Genomic DNA, 20,438 nt, shown 5'->3' with positions numbered 1-20,438 from the left:
CGGGCGGCTTTGTTCACGGTACAATGCCTACCGCTAATGGAATTTTTTCGCGGTATTCTCGTCGTTGGGGCGTAATTTTATACATCGTTTCATCATACACAACAAAATCAATGTTTAATAAAGACACATACGTTCAACGTAGACAACAATTAATCGCAGACGTAAAAGAAGGCTTGATCGTATTGGTAGGTAACGAACCTAGCAGTATGAATTACAAAGACAATGAGTACCATTTCAGGCAGGATAGCAGCTTCTTGTATTTCACAGGCTTGCAAAGTCCTTCTTTGGTATTAGTAATAGATACGGCAGCTAACAAAACCACTTTATTCGGCGATAACCCATCCATCGATTATATCATTTGGACGGGCGCCGTATCCTCTGTAGAAGAAAGAGCGGCCAAAGCGGGCATCGAGCATGTGCAACCTTTATCGGCTTTACAACATGTATTGTCGACCGCGCAGCAACAAAAACAAACTATTCATTACTTACCACCATATAGAATGGATACCACCGTGTATATCGCGGAGTTACTGGGTATTCCTTACCAATCGGTGAAAGAGAAAGCGAGTTTACCGCTCATCAAAGCGATCATCAAGCAACGAGCAGTAAAATCGGCAGAAGAGTTAGTGCAGATTGAAGAAGCCGTGAACACAACCGCGGCTATGCACGCGAAAGCGATTCAACTAGGTGCGCCGGGTGTAACGGAAATGTATATCGCGGGTATTATCAATGGTATCGCGGTAAGCGGCGGCGGTAATTTATCTTTCCCGTCTATCGTTACGCAAAACGGTCAATATTTACATAACCATGCAAGCAATGCGCCATTGCAAGCCGGTAAATTATTGTTATGTGATGCGGGTGCAGAAAACCGTATGTGCTATGCGGGTGATTTAACCAGGACTTCACCGGTAGATAAAACCTTTACAACGAAACAAAAGGAAATCTATCAAATTGTACTCGATGCACAATTAGCTGCCATTGCCGCTTTAAAGCCAGGTACTTTGTTCCGCGACGTGCATACGATTGCTGCCGAGAAATTGGTAGAAGGCTTAATTCAAATCGGCTTGTGTAAAGGTGATCCGAAAGAAGCTGTGAAAAATGATGTACATACCTTGTTCTTCCAATGCGGTTTAGGTCATATGATGGGCTTAGATGTGCACGATATGGAGAACCTAGGTGAACAAAACGTAGGCTATACCGATCAACTTATTAAAGGCACCACCTTTGGTTGGAAATCGTTGCGTTTAGGACGTGCGTTGGAAGAAGGCTTCGTAGTAACCATTGAACCGGGCTTGTACTTCGTACCGGAATTAATGGATAATTGGTATGCTGAGAAGAAAAACGAAGCATTCATCAACTACGATAAAGTATTTGCCTATAAAGATTTCGGCGGTATTCGTATTGAAGATGATTTTGTGATTACACAAAATGGATCCCGGTTATTGGGTAACCCGTTACCGAAAACAATTGCAGAAATTGAAGCCATGAAAGCATAATAGCTTACAGCATATGGCAAAAGGCACCCCTACTAGGAAGGGGTGCCTTTTGTGTTTTATATCCTTAAAAGGGATTTGAAAGATGAAATACATTTTCTATCTTGCTATTACCTATTGAAAAAACGCGTACCTATGAAAAAACTAACTTTAGTTGTTATGCTAATGCTGGGTTTAATGACTATTACTAAAGCCCAAACAGCATCTTTACAATATGTTTTACCCGACAGTGTTGAAGTACACGTAAACAAATACCTATCGGTAGCCCTCCAGGAGAACCCCAGCAACTATAAAACGTATTGCCTACTCGAGAAAAACGATTCAGCCTACAGTTTCACTATTGTGTTTTATACAAACTCACAACAATTAGATATTAATAATTGGTTGAAAACAAACCGGGTTGTACTGATCAATGATAAAACATATCCTGTTGTATTGGATTATGATATTGCCTTTTTACCCACCGACGATGTGAAAGATTATGGCACACTGGGAAAGCGGGGGCATGTGAATGTGAAAATTTTCGGGGTAGGGGCGAGTAATTACAACATCCAGTTCAACTTGCATGGCCGTATTTTCTATGAATATGATCCATATGCACCAAGAAAAGCGCCCACAGGCTGGTAACCATGGGCGCTTGTAGGTATTATCTATTCTCCATCCATTGGAGGAATTGCGTCATTTTATCTTTACCAACGGTTAATTGTTCTTCCGTGGGAACACTTAACTGCAAGGCTAGTTTCCGCGAAGAATAATGTTCTACTTCCTTAATAGCGTCGAAATTAACGAGGTATTGGCGGTTTAAGCGGTAGAACTGTTTGCTGGAGAGTTGAGATTGCAATTGTTCCATTGTTTGAGAAACCGTGTATTTCTGTTGTTGAAAGGTAACGATGTAAGGTGCATCGAACTTGATGTAGATATACGCGATTTGATCGGTGCGAACGGTGATGTATTTGTTTTGATGTAAAACGAGGAAGGATGTTTTCCCTTCATTTCGTTCGAGCTTACTGATAAGTGCTTGCCAATCGGGTTGCGTGTGCTGTTGGAAGAAGTTACGGAAGTTGTCCATCTTTGCGAAGGCGGCTTCTAAGTCTTTGGCGGCAAAGGGCTTTAATAAATAGTCGACGCCGTTGGACTTAATAGCGTCCATGGAGTATTCGCCGAACGCGGTCGTGAAAATAACTGGGCAATCGATCTTCACCATCTTAAATATTTCAAAACACAGGCCGTCCGACAATTGCACATCCATGAATAGCAAATCGGGTTGCGGGTTCACTGATAAATACGCTACGGCACTTTCAATACTATGTAACATTGCTTCTATCGTTGCGCTAGGTTTGATCTTAGCAATCATACCTGCGAGCGATTTCGCGGCCTTAATTTCATCTTCAATAATGACTATCCTCATTGATTAGCGGTAATTTAACAGTAAAGGTTGTGGTGCTGGGTTGAATATCGATGTTCTTACCCAACAAATGATGGTATCTTTCGTTGATATTTTCTAACCCGATGCCGGTAGAAGCTTCTGGTGTAATTTTAGGTTGCACATTATTGCTAATAACAATATGCGCTCCCTCCTTATAAATGTTTACATGCAGGGTTTTGTTCGGTGCTACAATATTGTGTTTGATCGCATTTTCTACGAGCAGTTGCAATGTAAATGGCGGCATCATGGTTTGCTGTGTGGGCTTCTCTATTTGCACATTCACCTCGAATCCTTCTTCAAAACGCGCCTTCAGTAAGAACACGTATGCATCCAATATTTTCAATTCTTCCTCTACACGAATTAAATCCAATTTGCGATTCTCCAAAGTAAAGCGGTAGAAGTCAGACAACTTCAAAATGAAATCTACACTATGTTCATCGTTACTTTCCACCATGTACTTCAATGTATTCAATGTGTTGAATAAGAAATGCGGGTTTACTTGTTGCCTTAACAATTCGTATTGGGCAGCTAAGTTATCCATTTTACTGCGTTCTAATTCTATACTTACCCGCTGGTTTTGGTACGATTGGTAGATCATGTGAATGAACATGTAGAAGGTTAGGTTAATTAATACACCCCGTACTTCAAACATCAACATCACGGGCCCAAAGTTAATGTGGGTGAGAATTAATTGTTGAATATAGGATAGTAAAAACATGACAAGTATACCTACCAATAAGTTCTTCAACAAAGGATATACTGAAAACCCTCGTGCCACTTCATGATTTGAATACACTGGCAGTGTAAGCATGTTGTAATACCATACGAACAACGAAAACACGAAAGTAATCGTAGAGTTGGCAATTACTTCGTATATATTATACTCGTGTTGAATTAAGGTTGGTAGCGCCACTATTACGCCCAGGAACAAAGAACTGAGCCAAATGAGTTGTGCCGATATTTTAAAAGGTTGCTTTTTATTCATAGCAGTTCAAAGATAGTAGTAATTGGTGTTGATTGCAGCATCTTGCACTTGAAGCCGGCATTTCCTACCCCGAACCCGGCAGCTCAACCCTTGAAGACGGCTAAAGCCTTGATAGCCGCCTTTTACCGCTTAAAAAGCGCTTGCCGCTTCGGGGCTATTTCTGCCCAATTCGCCCCCTAATTTGCCGGGTACAAGTACTTCCGTTTTCTCCATGAACGGGGAAAGCTTCTCTTTGTGTCATAATACTTCGACACATGAAAATATCCAATCGCATCAAGATTTTCTCCCTATTCGCCGGGATTTGCACAGTAGGTGTAGTAGCTATGGCCTTTACTACGAAGGTAGTCGATAACCCACCTGTAACAGGCGAAGTAGAAGCGCCGGTAGTCGTGAAGAATATGTTGCAAAGGGCTTGTTATGATTGTCATTCTAATAAAACCGACATCAAATGGTTCGATAAATTACCTATTGCAGCTAGTATTGTTCGTAGAGACGTGGTAACTGCGCGGAAGCATTTGAACTTTACAGAATGGGATAAGCTATCAAAAGGAGAACAAGATTCATTTCTATGGGAGGCTTATAATATGATCAATGCAGGCAATATGCCTTTACCCGAATATGCAGCGTTGCATAGTAATGCGCAAGTAACGAAAGAAGAATTGGCTGCTTTCCGTGCATACCTCGAAACCAAACGTGTAAAAGTTACCAACACCATCGATACGGTACATACCGCTGCTGTAACAACTACGAATTACCCAATAGCGCCCACAGGTATACAGTTTTCCCCGGAATTTAGGAACTGGCAGGTAATGAGTACCACATCGCGTATAGATAACACCACCATGCGCGTGATGTATGCCAATCCAATTGCAATGAAAGCGATCAAGGAGCATAAAATTAACCCTTGGCCCGACGGTGCTATTGTAGTAAAAGTGGTGTGGGAAAAGGAAGTAGATAGCGAGGGAAATATGCATCCCGGCAAATTCTTAAACGTACAATACATGGTGCGCAATGCCAAGCAATACGAAAGTACCGATGGATGGGGCTATGCAAAGTTCGAAACCCCCACACTTAAACCTTATGGCACTTTGCTAACGGCTCAATCTTGCGCATCCTGCCATAAAGCAGCTAATGCAACCGGCGGCATATTCGATTTACCCACTTCAAACTAATTCTTATGCGTTTTCCAATCATCCTATTTATTGCAACCATGCTTACTGGCAGTTGCATGCAACAACAAAAAGAAAAACCGGCGATTCGTCCTTACGTGTTTAACGATAGCGGTTTGAAAGTAATTACCACCATTATCAATGAAAAGGCAGGCACGGTATCGATGTTATACGGGAATAAAGCGGCCATGGATTACCAAATAAATGGTTTCAAAGCGCATCAACCGAACGAGATGTTCCAGTTGGTAACCTTCCGTGAACAGGATAATAAATTTTGGTTTGGGTCTTATATCAATGGTGAATTATTACATGTGGAAACAGTGAAAACCCAAGCAGCAGGGCAGCCTACGTATAACGTGCAACACTACAACGGGCCTACTATCTCTGCGGCGGATCCTGCTCGTAGAACGGATTTTATTCTTTCTTTACCACCTGCCTTTTACCCTTGTGAACCACATTTATCAACCGATAAATTATAATTGTATGAAACCAGTCATCTTTTCTATTATAGCCGTAGGCGCCCTTTGTGGTGGTTTGTTATTCGGCGCATGTAATACCTTATATGGAAATGATACCCTAACAATTGATACATCAAATAATACGAAAGGCTTTGCCGTGGTGGAGTTGTTTACTTCCGAAGGCTGTTCCAGTTGCCCGCCGGCCGATAAGTTGTTAGCAACGTTAGCTCAACAAAGTAATGGAAAACCTTTATACGTGCTGGCTTACCATGTAGATTATTGGGATCACCAAGGTTGGAAGGATGCTTTTAGCCAGCATAAGTTTTCAGAACGCCAACAAGATTATGCCCAGTATTTACGCTCGGGGGTATATACACCGCAAGCTGTGGTGAATGGCAGCACGGAGTTCATTGGTTCTAATGCCGGTGATATGCAAGATGCTGTAGGGAAAGCTTTGGATGAAAACGGTACTTACCAATTGTCGCTTACCGGTAAAGTGGAGGCACAACAGCTAACAGTGAATTACGCAACGAACGCAACCGGTAAAGCAAAATTAGTGGTGGCTTTCGTGCGCAAAAATGGAACGAGCAATGTGAAGGCAGGGGAGAATGTTGGCAGGAAATTGTCGCACGTACAAATCGTAGAACAATTAACGGCAGTAGAGCTGGGGAAGAATAGGGAGATCGTGCTGCCGTTGCCTGCCGACTTTAATGCAGCAAACTTCGAGTTAATTGGATTTGTGCAACGCAACCAAGATTGGCATATCGTAGCAGCTGCTAAAATCAATTTCTAAACCCAACAATTACTTCCTTATGAACACTACGAAAGCATATAACCGTCGTCATTTTCTCGAAATAGGCACCTTGGCTTTAGGTGCGTTGGGACTACCTTTTACTTCCTTCGGTCAAATTGTACCAACGGTAAAACAACCGGGCACAGCCTTCGGTCCTGTAAAGCAAATCAACGCGGGGGAATTGAATGTTGGGTATGTAGAAATGGGACCGAGTGCAGGCGTACCTGTGATATTGTTACATGGTTGGCCCTACGATATCCATAGCTACCAAGAAGTAGCACCCGCATTAGCAGCAAAAGGATTCCGGGTAATTGTACCTCATTTACGCGGCCATGGTACCACTACTTTTTTATCTGCCGATAGCATGCGTAATGGTCAACAAGCAGCCGTAGCCTTCGACATCCTTGCATTAATGGATGCGTTAAAAATCCACAAAGCCGTTATTGCCGGCTACGATTGGGGTACCCGCTCGGCTAACATCATGGCGGCTTTATGGCCAGAACGTGTGCAGGCTACAGTATGTGTAAATGGCTATCTCATCAACAACCGCGAAAAGAACAAGCAACCATTGCCACCGCAAGCTGAGTGGGCTTGGTGGTACCAGTTTTACTTCGCTACCGAAAGAGGTAGAGAAGGATTGGAACAAAACCGCGAAGCATTGGCCCGGTTAATTTGGCAATACAATTCGCCGAAATGGAATGCGAGCGATGAACTGTTTAATACTTACGCCACTTCATTCCATAACCCCGATTATACCGGTATCGTTATACATAACTACCGCTGGCGTTTAAGCTTGGTAGAAGGCGATACTAAGTATGATGCCATCGAAGCGCAACTGGCCACTGCACCAACTATTCACGTGCCTACTATTACCCTTGATGGCGACGCCGATGGCATTGCAAAGCCTACGAACGGCGAAAGTTACAAGCAAAAGTTTGTAGGAAAACACAAACACTATATCGTTCCAAACGCAGGTCATAACCTGCCTGCAGAAGCACCTGCTTTCTTTACGAATGCAGTGATCGAAGCATATCAATTCAGTATGTAATCAACTTATAAAATATCAATATCATGAACACTTTGAAAGTATTATACACAGGCGAAACTTATACAACAGGCGGTAGAGAAGGGCAAGCGAAAAGTAGTGACGAGCAATTAGATGTAAAACTCGGTATACCGGGTTCTGGTAAAGGTACCAATCCCGAGCAGTTATTTGCCGCCGGCTGGTCTGCCTGCTTCATTGGCGCCATGGGTATTGCCGCGCAAACATTGGGTACTAAATTGCCCGAAGGTACCGCTGTGCAAGCCGAGGTTGACTTGGTATTATCCGGCACCGATTTCGGCCTCCAAGCAAGGTTAAAAATAGCCTTACCAGGCATCGATGAAGCACTGGCGCAACAGGTGGTAGACAAAGCGCATAACACTTGCCCGTATTCAAAAGCCATCCGTAATAATATACCGGTTGACATTCAATTGGTGTAAAAGAACAATAATAATAGAAAAAGCAAAGGTCGGCTCGTTAAGCCGACCTTTGCTATGTTTGATAAGTTATCCTATGGATTACTTCGTTTACCTGTAAACCTTTTGTCGAATAAGTAACGGCAAACGGTTGAATATGTTAAAATAGCATCACCTCGTACATGCATCGTAGAAATAAGCTAAAAACCCTCCAATAACTACCTATATACATGGTATATATATCTAGAACATTGGGATAACATTAGACAACCATTGGAAGAACATTGGAAGAACATTAGAAGATATTATAAGTGATAGGGAGTGTGCTTATAAACACTTCAGCAGCAATTGATTAAAAAAATATGTTACGCTGCACGTACAAATCACTTAATAAGCGTACTTTATTGCTCAACTTTGCGACTATTTCTTCTTACTTGGTTTCAAAGGCAATGCCTTCACACCTTCAAACGTCATCTTCACTGGGATTATTTTACCCGCTGCATCGAAATGCATTTCGTCGATACAAGTAACCCGGTGATCCCTGCCGTTATCGCCTAATGGGCGACGGTGATACACGATGAAATATTTATCGCTTTTGGGTTCGTGTAGAACCGAGTGATGCCCTGCACTGGTAGCGATGGTGCTATCTTGTTGTAAAATCTTCGCTTCGCGTTTGAATGGGCCTAACGGAGAATCGGCAATAGCGTACGATACACTGTAGTTAGGGCCACCCCAGCCACCTTCCGACCACATGAAATAATATTTGCCGTTACGGTTGAACATAAACGGTCCTTCTGTATATTTCTCCGGTGTAATTTCTTTGTATAAAGTACCATCTTCAAAAGGCACAATACCGGTAAAATCATCTTTCAACTTTACCACGTTACAATGCTGCCAGCCGCCGTAATACATGTAGTAGGTACCATCTTTATCGCGGTATACGAATTGGTCGATCGGTTGTGCGCCGTTAATGATTTTATCGATCAATGGTTTACCTAAATAATCTTTAAATGGCCCACCAGGATGATCGGCAACCGCTACACCAATGCCGCCGAAATCTTTCTTATCGTCTTGAATATCGTTGGCAGAAAAGAAGAGGTAATACTTTTTATCTTTCTCAATAATAGCCGGTGCCCACATGGCATACTTGGCCCAATGTACGCGGTTAGTATCGAGAATACGCTCGTGCTTTGTCCATGTAATTAAATCTTTCGACGAAAATGCATCTAGTTTAATTTGGTCTTCATACAGCGCTGAATAAGTTGGGTAAATCCAATATTGATTGTTCAGCAAACTTACTTCGGGATCGGCATACCAACCCTTTAAAATAGGGTTGCCACTGGTAGGAGCAGGCGCTTTTTGCGCTTGTGCACCCATAGAGCCGACCAAAAATAAGGCGAGTAAACGTAGCTTCATATGTTGGTTGTTTGTTGGCTAAAGTAAAGTGAAAGATTCGGTATTTACAAGGAAAAATCGATTTAGCAAGGCATTGTACTTTTTTTATAGTGTTGAAATGCTTGATATTGTTGCGTTTGGAAGGAATTCGAACTTTTATTCTTAAAATTTTGGCCTTTTTATTGTTAGTTTCTCGAAGAAATGAGTAGTTTGGTACTATCGATCTTCTTTACACGCGTTATGAGCAAGATCCTATTTGGTAGTTAACGGCCTTATGCCACACCATCCTCCTTCGTACTACTCTTCTTGTATTAAATATTATTGTGCGAAATGCTGAAGCATTCTCGTATGGTTATTGATTTTTGACTTATTGAATCAACTAAGATGAAAAAAGTAACTTGGTTATTATCCTTATTGGCTATGAGCATGCAGTTGCAAGCGCAACGGCAACAAGCACCCGCGTACCCGTTGATCACCCATCATCCCTATTTTAGTGTTTGGTCGGTAACGGACGAATTGAATAAATCGGTGACCCGCCACTGGACAGGCGCTGAACAAGCCATTGTAGGGTATGTAAAGGTCGACTCCACCGTTTACCGCGTACTAGGTGATTTACCGGTACAATACAAACCCATTATCGCCACCAGTGAAGAAGTGCCTTTCAATTTTCAATACACAGAAACAAAACCTGCCGATAACTGGCTGGAACAAGGTTTTGATGCCACTGCATGGAGTGCTGCACCAGCCCCTTTTGGCGATGCTTCCACCAGTGCTAAAACACTGTGGAAAACCGCCGATTTATGGACACGCCGCACTTTCGATGCACCGCTTACGATTGAGGGTGATTTGATGTTAAAGATTTGTCATGATGATAACGCCGAAGTATACCTCAACGGCGTAAAGATATATGAATACAAAGGCTGGCTGATGCGGCCGAAATTTGTGCCCATCCCCAAAAGCGTTCAGCTCCAACCCAAAGGCAATGTACTCGCTGTGCATGTAGCTAACACGGCTGGAGGCGCATTTTTAGACGCCGGTATTTATATCGCTGCGAAAGCCAATGAAAGTCATGTAGTAGCTGCCCAACAAACAGGGGTTACACTCAGCGCTACCCAAACGAAGTACACCTTCAATTGTGGTAAAGTAGATGTAGAACTTAGTTTCAGGGCACCACTATTAATGAGTGATATTGATGTAATGGCCAGGCCCATTACATACGTGAATTTTAATGCGAAGTCGAACGACCAGCGGGCACATACCATTACTGCATTCCTTGGGGTAACATCCAACCTTGCTACCAATGTTAGCACGCAACCTGTGCAAGTGAGCGTACCACAAGTTGCCGGTTTCTCTGTGCTGAAAGTGGGCACCAAAGAACAGCCGGTATTACAAAAGAAAGGCGACGATCTACGGATCGACTGGGGATACCTCTATCTCGCATCTGCCACCTCTAAAACGGCCCCGGTACAACAAGCCAGCATGACTGCCGCAGATGTTATTCCATTACTCCGCGATAACAAGCAACCTGCGGGTATAAGCGAAGGCACCAACATTGTATTAGGTCAATGGGCGCAATTGAAAACCAATGGCGTAGCAGCCAGTAAAACATTTATGGTAGCCTACGATGAGGATTATGCTGTACAATATTTCGGTGACAACCTCCGCCCATGGTGGAAGCATAATGGTACTACCATGGAGGAATTGCTTGTAAAAGCGCATACTGATTACCCAGCATTAACGAAGAAATGCGATGCTTTTGATAAGGACATGTGGTATAATGCCGTAATGGCCGGCGGCAGTGAATATGCTCATTTGTGCGTATTGGGATATCGTCAATCAATTGCCGGCCATACGCTTGTAAAAGGACCGAAGAACGAGCTCCTTTTCCTCTCTAAAGAAAACTTCAGCAATGGTTGTATTAATACGGTGGATATTACTTACCCATCGTCGCCATTGTTTTTGTTATACAACCCATCCCTTTTGAAGGGTATGTTAAACGGGATTTTCCACTACAGCGAAAGCGGTAGGTTTACGAAGCCCTTTGCAGCCCATGATATTGGAACATATCCCATGGCTAATGGCCAAGTTTACGGCGAAGATATGCCGGTAGAAGAAACGGGTAATATGTTGATTTTAACGGCCGCCATTGCAAGAGTTGAAGGCAACGCGGCCTATGCGAAAGAACATTGGCCTATACTTTCCACTTGGGCTGAATATTTGATCAAAGAAGGCTTCGATCCTGCTAATCAATTATGTACCGACGATTTCGCCGGTCACCTCGCTCGTAATGCCAATCTTTCTATTAAAGCCATAATAGGTTTAGGTGCTTATGCCCAGTTAGCGAAGCAATTGGGATATACCGACGTAGCAGCGAAGTACCTAACCAGCGCCCAAGAAATGGCCCGTAAATGGGAGCAATTAGCGAATGAGGGAGATCATTATGGCTTGGTGTTTGAGTCGAAAGACACTTGGAGCCAGAAGTACAACCTTGTGTGGGACCGCTTATTGGGATTGGATCTCTTTTCGCCGAGCGTAGCGAAGAAAGAAATCGCGTATTACTTGAAAAAGCAAGAAGCATTTGGGTTACCATTGGATAGCCGGAAAACGTATACCAAATCCGACTGGATATTATGGACTGCTACTTTAACCCAAAATAGCGCCGATTTCCGGGCCTTGATGTTGCCCTTGTACAAATATGCTACCAGCACCACCAGCCGTGTACCCATCAGCGATTGGCACGAAACCACGAACGGCAAACAAGTTGGTTTCCAAGCAAGAAGTGTAGTAGGCGGATATTTCATGCAAATGTTGGCTAAGCACTTACAAGCCACGCAATACACAAGCGGTAGATAATATGTCAAGATAAAATAATAGATTTAGGGCCTCGAAAACAACCAATTATTATGAAACAAGCGGTATTATTAACCTTAGCAGCTGCACTGCCTTTGATTGCCAGTGCACAAGAAAAACCGTACACGGTTACCGGCAAAATCGGTAAAGCCAACGCGAAAGTGTACTTGGATATTAGAAAGAAAAGTGGCAACACGGTAGATTCTGCCGTTGTGAAAGATGGCGTTTTTACTTTCAAAGGTAATGTTGAAGGCCCTACTTTAGTAGTATTATCTATGGATCATGCAGGTACCGGTAAACCACAAGGACCCAGCGATGCACGTAGAATTTACTTAGAACCAGGTAACATCAAAATCGTAGGTAAAGATTCAGTAAAAACAGCTGACATCGTTTCACCTATCAATACCGAGTTCGCAAAGTATAAAGCAACTTTCGCTGCACAGACAGCCGGTATCGATCAAATCAATGCCGACTATATGGCAGCGCCAGACGATAAAAAGAAAGATGAAGCCTTCCAAAATTCTTTAGGCGAACGTTACGAAAAGATCGCGAAAGAGAAAGAAGCGATTCAAAATACATACATCGATCAAAACCCGAACTCTTACTTTAGCTTAGTAGCATTGCAAGAGATTTCTAGCGGCGATTTCAATGTAGCTACAATCGAACCTCGCTTCAACAAGTTGTCGGACAAATTGAAAACTTCTACTGCAGGTAAAAACTTCAAAGAAGTCATCGAGAAAGAAAAAGCAGTAGCAATGGGTGCTGTTGCGCCTAACTTCACGCAGAACGATGTGAACGACAAACCTGTTAGCTTAACAGATTTCCGTGGTAAATATGTATTGATCGATTTCTGGGCTTCTTGGTGCGGTCCTTGCCGTAGAGAAAACCCGAACGTGGTAAAAGCTTTCAATGCTTATAAAGACAAAAACTTTACTATTCTCGGTGTTTCCCTCGATCAACCAAATGCAAAAGACAAATGGTTAGCAGCTATCGAGAAAGACAATTTAACTTGGACACAAGTGTCTGACTTAAAATTCTGGAACAATGCTGCAGCTGAATTGTACAATGTAAAAGGTATTCCTGCTAACTTCTTACTCGACCCAAGTGGTAAAATCGTAGGTAAGAATTTACGTGGTGAAGATTTAGAAAAGAAATTAGCTGAATTGTTACACTAATTCTTGCTAAAGAAACTATAAAAAAGCCTTGCAATCTATGTTGCAAGGCTTTTCCTTTTATGATACTTTCCCACGGAAATCCAGCGGTGTTAGCTTCATTTTACGTTTAAACAGTTTATTGAAGGAATACGGATGTTCCAACACTATTTCATAATCAATCTACTGCGCGGGATGGTGTAGCCCCAAAGAAGGCTTTTTGCAACTCGTTGATAAATAAGCAGGTTAATACAGTTGTTATATGCACAAGTTTATTTATTTTACCCTTGCCGAAAACCGGAAACCTACAGGCTCGTTTTCTCGTAAATAGATTTCCGAGTATGGAAATTGATCGTTAATTTTAAATGAGTCAACATTTTTAACCTATAGCGCTAGCCTAATACCGCGGCCAAGAACCGATTTAATGGGATTTGGATGACCATATCCGCGGGCGCGTTAAAGTACTATGATGAACAAAAATCCAGTTCCACATAACGAAAAAGAACGGGTAAAAGCCCTCCGAAGCTACAAACTGTTGGATTCAGAGAACGAGGAAGCATTTGACAATATCGTGCAAATTGCTTCCGCGGTGTGTAAAGTGCCTATCTCACTGATTACACTCATCGATGAAAACCGCCAATGGATCAAGGCCAAGATCGGGATGGATATTGTTGAAACGGCAAGAGAAGATTCCTTTTGTCAATACACCATTCTTCATAACGAACTCCTCGAGATTCAAGATGCCACAAAAGATGATCGCCTCAACAAAATGGAAGCCGTTACCGGCGACGACCATATTAGATTCTACGCCGGCTATCCGTTAGTAGACCCGAAAGGTTACGCTATTGGCTCGCTTTGCGTGATCGATAAAGAACCTCATCAACTCAACGACGAACAACGAAGAATCCTTAAACTGCTCGCAGGCCAAGTGGTGGCGCTCGTGCTTATGCGGAAAGAAAATGAAACCTTTCGTAACTACCAACAACTGTTTGAACTCTCTAATGCTATTATTGTAGTACTAGGTTTCGATGGATATTTTAAAGAAATTAACCCTGCTTTTTGTCGCCTATTAGGCTGGAGCAAGGAAGAATTACTCGCCAAACATATTGTCGATTTCGTACATCCCGATGATCGGGATAGCGTGATCGAGAAAATGCAACAGCTAGGCGATAGTCAACCCACTTCCAATATAGAACGTAGGTACTTGAAGAAGTCGGGAGAATACGCGTATATCAAATGGGATACTACACCAGATATAGCAGGTGAACTGATTTATGGGATCGGCCGCGACGTAACCGCCGAGAAGCATGCACAAGAGTTAGTTCGCATAACGAACGATAAACTCCGTGCTTTCTTCGAGCATTCACAAGGGTTAATGTGTACCCACGATCTACAAGGTAATTTCATTTCCGTGAACCAAGCCGGGGCTTCCTTGCTAGGATATACGGTTGAAGAGGTGCTTGGGAAAAGTCTTTTTGATATTGTACCCGCCACGCAACATACCGGCTTACGTGCTTACTTACACGAAATGCTAACCGTGGGTAAGTCGCAAGGCCAGATGACCACCGTGCATAAAAACGGTTCTCGCCTTGTTTGGCTTTACAACAACATTGTAGAGCAAGGCATCAACGATGAACCATATGTAATCGCCAACGCAATTGATATCTCCGAACGTCACAAGTTGGAAAAGGACTTGGAACGTACCCGGGAAATGTTGGAACTAACCAATCACATGGCACGTATTGGTGGCTGGATGATTGATATGGCCAAGGATGTGGTATACTGGACAACCGTTACTTCTGAAATCCACGAAGTACCGCCCATGTTCGTTCCCACCTTATCCAACGCCATCAACTTCTTCAAGAAAGGTGAAAGCTACCAGCAAATTACCCGCGCTATTAACCAAGCCCGTAACCATGGTAAATCGTGGGACTTGGAATTACAACTTATTACAGCAAAAGGACGAGAAATTTGGGTGCGTACACAAGGTCATGCCGATATGGAAAACGGCACGGCCCGCCGCATGTACGGTACCTTCCAAGATATAGATCATCGTAAGAAAACGGAATTAGAAGCAGAACGCTCCCGTAAGCTCTTGCGAGAAGTATTAGCTGCCGCTTCTGAAGTAAGCATCATTGCTACTGATTTAGAAGGCCGTATTACCGTGTTCAACTCCGGGGCAGAACGCCTGTTAGGTTACCAAGCCGCGGAACTACTCGGAAAACAGTTCATCCCGGAACTCCACGACGCACAAGAAGTGGAAGAGAAAAAACTAGCCCTGTTAAAAGAATACAACATTACGTTGAACGAGTTCGAAGCCATGACCTATATCCCGAACCAAAAAGGCTCGGAGCAAGGGGAGTGGACCTTCATCACGAAGCACCGTGAACGTAAAACGGTATCCCTTGTTATTACACCCATCCGCGATGTAGACAATAACCAAATTGGTTACCTTGGCATTGCTACCGATATCAGCGAACGCAAAAAAGCAGAACAAGACTTCCTCCGTGAACGCGCCCGTTTGCTTTCTTTCGTAGAGCACGCCCCGGCCGCTGTAGCCATGTTCGATAAAAAACTTTGTTATATCGCTGCCAGCAAACGCTGGATGGAAGAGTACCATTTAAGTGGTAACATTATTGGCGAATCGCACTACGATGTTTTCCCCAATATCTCGGATGAATGGAAGGATATTCACCAGCAAGTACTGAAAGGAGTTGTGATGAAACGGGATGAAGAAGTGTGGCGCCCTGCCGGTTGGAAACATAACCAATACCTCCGCTGGGAAGTACGCCCATGGTTCTTACTCGACAACACGATTGGTGGTATTATGATGTTCACCCAGGATATTACTGAATCTGTTATACAACGCGAGGAACTAAAACATGCCAAGCAAATTGCCGAGCAAGTAAGCGTTGCCAAGTCGGAATTCTTAGCCAATATGAGCCACGAGATCCGTACACCGTTGAATGGCGTGATTGGGTTTACCGACTTGGTATTGAAAACGAAACTCACCGAAACGCAACAACAATATCTTACCATTGTGAACCAATCGGGGAATGTATTGCTGAGCATCATCAACGATATCTTGGATTTGTCGAAAATTGAAGCCGGCAAATTTGAACTGGACGAAGAACGTTGCGACTTATTTGAAATGGGTAGCCAGGCAGCAGATATCATTGCTTACCAAGCCCAGAAGAAAGGGGTGGAGATACTACTGAACATCGCCACCGACCTCCCTCGTTTTATATATATAGACGCGCTCCGCTTGAAACAGGTACTCGTAAACCTCTTAGGCAATGCAAGCAAGTTTACGGAAAGGGGCGAGATTGAATTGAAGATTGAAGCCTTATCGGATTTAGTTGAGGGGGAAATTGCATTAAGATTTGAAGTACGCGATACAGGTATTGGCATCAAACCTGAGAAACAGGCGAAAATCTTTGAAGCCTTCTCACAGGAAGACGCTAGTACTACGAAGAAGTACGGTGGTACAGGCATTGGGTTAACAATTTCCAACAAGATTTTAGCCCTCATGGGAAGTAAATTACAACTACTGAGTACCCCGGGGGTTGGAAGTACGTTCTATTTCGACGTAACTTGCAAGGCCGAAACCGGCGACGCGGAAGCGTGGACGCCGATAGAGGAGATAAAGCATGTATTGATTGTTGACGATAATCTACACAATAGGGAGATTCTGAAACAAATGCTATTGTTGAAAGGTATTCAATCTACAACCGTCAGCAATGGTTTAGAAGCTATTCAGCAATTGGCCAGCGGAACGGAATTTGATTTGTTGATGGTAGATTACCATATGCCGTATATGGATGGGTTGGAAACAATTCGTAAAGTACGGGAGAACTTCTTCGATCATGGGCTAGAAAAGCCTATCATCCTGTTACATAGTTCTTCCGACGACGAAACCATTATCAGCGGTTGCGAAACCTTGCACGTACGTCATCGCTTGGTGAAGCCGATTAAAATGTGGGAGTTGTACCAAACCTTGCAACGACTGTATAAGCCGATCGAAGAAGGCTTGCAACAGAACGCGATGCAAGATGTATTGGGTGGTGATTTAAGGGCGCAAATAATGGTGGTAGAGGATAATGCAGTGAATATGTTGCTGACTAAAACCATCCTCAAAAAATTTGCACCGAATGTGGATCTTATTGAAGTAACAAACGGGATAGATGCTGTGAAGCTTACTTTCCAACAGCGGCCGGATTTGATCTTGATGGATGTACAAATCCCTGAAATGAATGGATACGAAGCCACGCAGAAGATCCGCGAATGGGAACAACATAATAACTATCCACATATCCCCATCATCGCCCTCACGGCCGGTAACATTAAAGGAGAAAGAGAAAAGTGCCTCGCAGCGGGGATGGATGATTTCCTTTCTAAACCCGTAGTGGAAGAATCGATTATAGCCGTTTTGAAAAAATGGTTGAATGCTTCCATTATACAAGAAATTAAACCTATGCCTATTGAAAATCCTAGTGAGCACTTCAACATGGATGTGCTAACCATGTATCTCGGGGAAGATAACATCAGCCCTGAAATACTTGAACTCAGTGTAAATGAAATCACCAAATCCCTCCAAACACTCGAAGAGTCGATTGAAACGAAAAACTTAGAAGGTGTGAAGCGGATGGGGCATAAACTATTCGGCACCACCTCTATGGTGGGAATGAAAACCATGGCAGGGCTAGCCCGCGAGTTCGATACACTCGAAGCTTTCGATACAGCACACGTCATGCGCCTGTGGGCCGATACACAAGCGGCTTCTTCTATCGCGCTTAGTATGGTAGAGGAGCAGATCAAGAAATTGTCAATATAATTTTTAAATATAGGAGTGGGAAAGTCGTTGCTAACAAAGCCGAATCAATGGATCCCGGCATTTAACAGGTTTTTATTATTCTCGATCGGGTTTTTATCCTTGATTATTCTTTTGCATTGGATCGACCTGTTAAGCATTCAATGGAGCGGAAAAGCTAAAATAGATTGGGTACAAGTGCTACCGGTTGCACTCTGGGAGGATATACTTACCTTCTTTAGTATTACCCGTTGGATAGTATTACCCTTTGTATTATTGTACTTATTAGTAAACCGCGTAGTAGCGGATATATTGTTTATCCTCACTATTGCGATATATGCTATTGCCGCCTTCGTACTCGATATTTACTTCCATCAAACCACGGTGCCGCTGGGTGCCGATTTATATGGGTATTCTTCCAAAGAAATCGAACAAACAGTAGGGGCCGCTGCAGGTGGTTTTTCTAAAGCGACCGTTTTCCAAGGTATTGCCGTGTTCCTAGTTACAGTGGGTATGTTGGTGCTGTTGTATAGAAAGAAGATCGGTGGCGATAGGCGAGGGTTTTGGTTTGGATTGATTTGTAGCTTTATGCTACTTGTATCTTTCGTTCAACCCTTAACACATTCCTTCTTGGGTTCTGAATTCGAGTCGAATGTAGCCTTAAATAAAGCAGGCTTCTTCATCGCTAAAACCCAAAATTACTTTTTCCCAGCACCACCAGATAATAGCCTGTTGGCCGGTGAAGGAGATAATGGCGACGACCGAGATTTTGTAGATCCTAAACAATATCCTTTTTTACATACCAATACAGGCGAAGAAAATGTACTTACTACTTTTATGCCTGCACAGGGGCAACCTTTACCCAACGTGGTGATTATTGTCATAGAAGGTTTAGGCCGTGCTTTCTCCGGTAAGGATGCTTACTTGGGTAGTTTCACCCCGTTTATCGACTCCCTCGGGGAAAAGAGTTTGTATTGGGAAAACTTCTTGAGCGGTGGCGGTAGAACGTTTGCCATGTTGCCTACGATTACCGGTTCATTACCTTTTGCAAAAAATGGTTTCAACGAAATGGCGCCTAATTTCCCGAAAGCGATTAGCTTATGGAGCTTGGCGAAGTTCAATGGTTACCAAACAAGGTTCTTATATGCTGGCGACGCCGATTTCGACCAGATGGATGCCTATGCAAGAAGCCAAGGAATTAGTGAAATCATCGATAAATCCAAATTCGGCCAAGGCTACGAAATGTTGCCGGCTAATAGTGGTGGCTTTACTTGGGGGTATTCCGATAAATCGTTGTTCCAAAAATACTTGGATGCAACACCAACCACCGGGGCGCCGCGCATAGATGTGATGCTAACTGTATCTACACACTCGCCGTTTAAAATCCCCCACCAAGCTTACTACGATAAACTAACAGCGGATAAGTTCGCTGCATTGGGTTTAAAAGGCGACGAATTAGCTGCTCACCAAGAGTATAAAAACGTGTATGCTTCCGTGTTATACATGGATGATGCCGTTCGCTATTTCTTCCAAGAATATGCGAAACGACCAGATTACAACAACACGATTTTCCTCATCACGGGCGACCACCGTTTACCCGAAATCCCGATGCGCTCGAAAATCGATCGTTACCATACTTTACTCGTAATGCACTCTCCGTTATTGCAACGTACAGCAAAGTTCAGTTCAATATCTAGTCATTTCGATATTACACCCAGTTTAACCAGCTATTTAAAGAGCCATGGTAATTTCCAAGCACCGAACCTCAGCACGTGGATCGGTACAGGTTTAGACACTACCCGCGAGTTCAGTAACAGGCATCAATACCCTTTGATGCAAACGAAGAACGACTTGGTTGATTTTATATCAGGTACTTGGATGCTGAACCAGGACCAAGTATACCGCGTTTTACCTAACATGGATTTAGAACGCATGGACGACCAAGAAAAACTACACCGCCTCCAAAGTAGCTTCCAGGAGTTCTTGCGTAAAAACAAGTTGTTCTATGCTGCCAAAACATTAGTGCCCGACTCGCTCGTGAATAAATATACAAAGTAGAGCTTCCGGCTAACCACATAATACCCCGTGTAGGTCGAAATACAGGCCTGCATGGGGTATTTTCTTGCCAATAAGATAGCATGGAACAATACAGTCTGCACAAGTCGCAAAGCTACCTTGAAGCTTGTTTTTTATACAAAAGCCTTTGACTTGCCTTATACTTCCCTTTAAAAGACTTTGACTAGACTTGGCTGAGGGGCCAATTGAAAAGAAGTGATGGTATGGGGTAGTTACCCTTTTGTTGTGTAGAGTTGCCTATGTGGGTGTAATTGCTTATTGTAACCTTCATATAGGGGCAAAAAAAAAGCACCCAAAAAAATTTGAGCGCTACTAATTTTTGTTAACCCCTACAATTCGGAGAAAAACCGAACTTGTAGACCACCAAGATAATA

At 43.2% G+C, this 20,438-nt stretch carries 14 protein-coding genes; 11 read left to right on the top strand and 3 right to left on the bottom strand.

Annotated elements, in window-relative coordinates; genetic code table 11:
* The first annotated feature begins 110 nt into the window (after positions 1-110).
* Both LX64_RS25145 and LX64_RS25140 read left to right on the top strand, forming a co-directional pair.
* A complete protein-coding gene (locus tag LX64_RS25145; RefSeq protein ID WP_111600466.1) occupies positions 111-1,496 on the top strand; it encodes an aminopeptidase P family protein in 1,386 nt (461 codons plus the stop codon).
* A 132-nt stretch (positions 1,497-1,628) separates the two neighbouring features.
* A complete protein-coding gene (locus tag LX64_RS25140) occupies positions 1,629-2,120 on the top strand; it encodes a hypothetical protein (RefSeq protein WP_148707468.1) in 492 nt (163 codons plus the stop codon).
* Between the two features lie 19 nt (positions 2,121-2,139).
* Here LX64_RS25140 and LX64_RS25135 read toward each other — a convergent pair whose 3' ends face one another.
* Positions 2,140-2,901 (bottom strand): LytR/AlgR family response regulator transcription factor, encoded by a 762-nt coding sequence (locus LX64_RS25135; protein WP_111600464.1) that lies wholly within the window; start codon positions 2,899-2,901, stop codon positions 2,140-2,142.
* Positions 2,882-3,904, bottom strand: coding sequence for a sensor histidine kinase (locus LX64_RS25130; RefSeq protein WP_111600463.1), 1,023 nt, complete (start codon positions 3,902-3,904; stop codon positions 2,882-2,884). The genes LX64_RS25135 and LX64_RS25130 overlap by 20 nt, the downstream gene beginning before the upstream one ends.
* Before the next feature lie 254 nt (positions 3,905-4,158).
* Between LX64_RS25130 and LX64_RS25120 the strand changes: the two genes are divergently transcribed.
* The 5 genes from LX64_RS25120 to LX64_RS25100 are packed head-to-tail and all read left to right on the top strand — an operon-like array spanning position 4,159 to position 7,806.
* Complete coding sequence (locus LX64_RS25120; RefSeq protein ID WP_111600461.1) at positions 4,159-5,076, top strand: heme-binding domain-containing protein; 918 nt, start codon at positions 4,159-4,161, stop codon at positions 5,074-5,076.
* Positions 5,077-5,081: 5 nt separating this feature from the next.
* A complete protein-coding gene (locus LX64_RS25115) occupies positions 5,082-5,552 on the top strand; it encodes a hypothetical protein (RefSeq protein WP_148707467.1) in 471 nt (156 codons plus the stop codon).
* A gap of 4 nt (positions 5,553-5,556) precedes the next feature.
* Positions 5,557-6,324, top strand: a complete 768-nt coding sequence (locus LX64_RS25110; protein ID WP_111600459.1) for a DUF1223 domain-containing protein — start codon at positions 5,557-5,559, stop codon at positions 6,322-6,324.
* 19 nt (positions 6,325-6,343) lie between these two features.
* Complete coding sequence (locus LX64_RS25105) at positions 6,344-7,372, top strand: alpha/beta fold hydrolase (protein ID WP_111600458.1); 1,029 nt, start codon at positions 6,344-6,346, stop codon at positions 7,370-7,372.
* 23 nt (positions 7,373-7,395) lie between these two features.
* Entirely contained in the window at positions 7,396-7,806 is a 411-nt protein-coding gene (locus tag LX64_RS25100; protein ID WP_111600457.1) for an organic hydroperoxide resistance protein, read from the top strand.
* Between the two features lie 396 nt (positions 7,807-8,202).
* On the opposite strand, the gene LX64_RS25095 is transcribed toward LX64_RS25100, so the two are convergent.
* Entirely contained in the window at positions 8,203-9,198 is a 996-nt protein-coding gene (locus LX64_RS25095; protein WP_111600456.1) for a glycoside hydrolase family 43 protein, read from the bottom strand.
* A gap of 363 nt (positions 9,199-9,561) precedes the next feature.
* On the opposite strand from LX64_RS25095, the gene LX64_RS25090 reads away from it, so the two are divergent.
* The 4 genes from LX64_RS25090 to LX64_RS25075 all read left to right on the top strand — a co-directional run bounded on the left by LX64_RS25090 (position 9,562) and on the right by LX64_RS25075 (position 20,046).
* Positions 9,562-12,030, top strand: coding sequence for a glutaminase family protein (locus LX64_RS25090; protein ID WP_111600455.1), 2,469 nt, complete (start codon positions 9,562-9,564; stop codon positions 12,028-12,030).
* Between the two features lie 50 nt (positions 12,031-12,080).
* On the top strand, positions 12,081-13,202 hold the full coding sequence (locus LX64_RS25085; RefSeq protein WP_111600454.1) for a TlpA disulfide reductase family protein: 1,122 nt from the start codon (positions 12,081-12,083) through the stop codon (positions 13,200-13,202).
* Between the two features lie 445 nt (positions 13,203-13,647).
* On the top strand, positions 13,648-18,012 hold the full coding sequence (locus tag LX64_RS25080; RefSeq protein WP_211324896.1) for a PAS domain S-box protein: 4,365 nt from the start codon (positions 13,648-13,650) through the stop codon (positions 18,010-18,012).
* 15 nt (positions 18,013-18,027) lie between these two features.
* Entirely contained in the window at positions 18,028-20,046 is a 2,019-nt protein-coding gene (locus LX64_RS25075) for an LTA synthase family protein (RefSeq protein ID WP_148707466.1), read from the top strand.
* The last annotated feature ends 392 nt before the right edge of the window (positions 20,047-20,438 follow it).

It is taken from the genome of Chitinophaga skermanii (genome assembly GCF_003259335.1).
Taxonomy (GTDB): Bacteria; Bacteroidota; Bacteroidia; order Chitinophagales; family Chitinophagaceae; genus Chitinophaga; species Chitinophaga skermanii.
This window is presented reverse-complemented; position numbering and strand designations above follow the sequence as displayed.

Excerpts from the sequence above, each read along its gene's own strand:
- LX64_RS25145 (WP_111600466.1), top strand. The coding sequence starts at position 111 with ATGTTTAATAAAGACACATACGTTCAACGTAGACAACAATTAATCGCA.
- LX64_RS25140 (WP_148707468.1), top strand. The coding sequence starts at position 1,629 with ATGAAAAAACTAACTTTAGTTGTTATGCTAATGCTGGGTTTAATGACT.
- LX64_RS25135 (WP_111600464.1), bottom strand. The coding sequence starts at position 2,901 with ATGAGGATAGTCATTATTGAAGATGAAATTAAGGCCGCGAAATCGCTC.
- LX64_RS25130 (WP_111600463.1), bottom strand. The coding sequence starts at position 3,904 with ATGAATAAAAAGCAACCTTTTAAAATATCGGCACAACTCATTTGGCTC.
- LX64_RS25120 (WP_111600461.1), top strand. The coding sequence starts at position 4,159 with ATGAAAATATCCAATCGCATCAAGATTTTCTCCCTATTCGCCGGGATT.
- LX64_RS25115 (WP_148707467.1), top strand. The coding sequence starts at position 5,082 with ATGCGTTTTCCAATCATCCTATTTATTGCAACCATGCTTACTGGCAGT.
- LX64_RS25110 (WP_111600459.1), top strand. The coding sequence starts at position 5,557 with ATGAAACCAGTCATCTTTTCTATTATAGCCGTAGGCGCCCTTTGTGGT.
- LX64_RS25105 (WP_111600458.1), top strand. The coding sequence starts at position 6,344 with ATGAACACTACGAAAGCATATAACCGTCGTCATTTTCTCGAAATAGGC.
- LX64_RS25100 (WP_111600457.1), top strand. The coding sequence starts at position 7,396 with ATGAACACTTTGAAAGTATTATACACAGGCGAAACTTATACAACAGGC.
- LX64_RS25095 (WP_111600456.1), bottom strand. The coding sequence starts at position 9,198 with ATGAAGCTACGTTTACTCGCCTTATTTTTGGTCGGCTCTATGGGTGCA.
- LX64_RS25090 (WP_111600455.1), top strand. The coding sequence starts at position 9,562 with ATGAAAAAAGTAACTTGGTTATTATCCTTATTGGCTATGAGCATGCAG.
- LX64_RS25085 (WP_111600454.1), top strand. The coding sequence starts at position 12,081 with ATGAAACAAGCGGTATTATTAACCTTAGCAGCTGCACTGCCTTTGATT.
- LX64_RS25080 (WP_211324896.1), top strand. The coding sequence starts at position 13,648 with ATGAACAAAAATCCAGTTCCACATAACGAAAAAGAACGGGTAAAAGCC.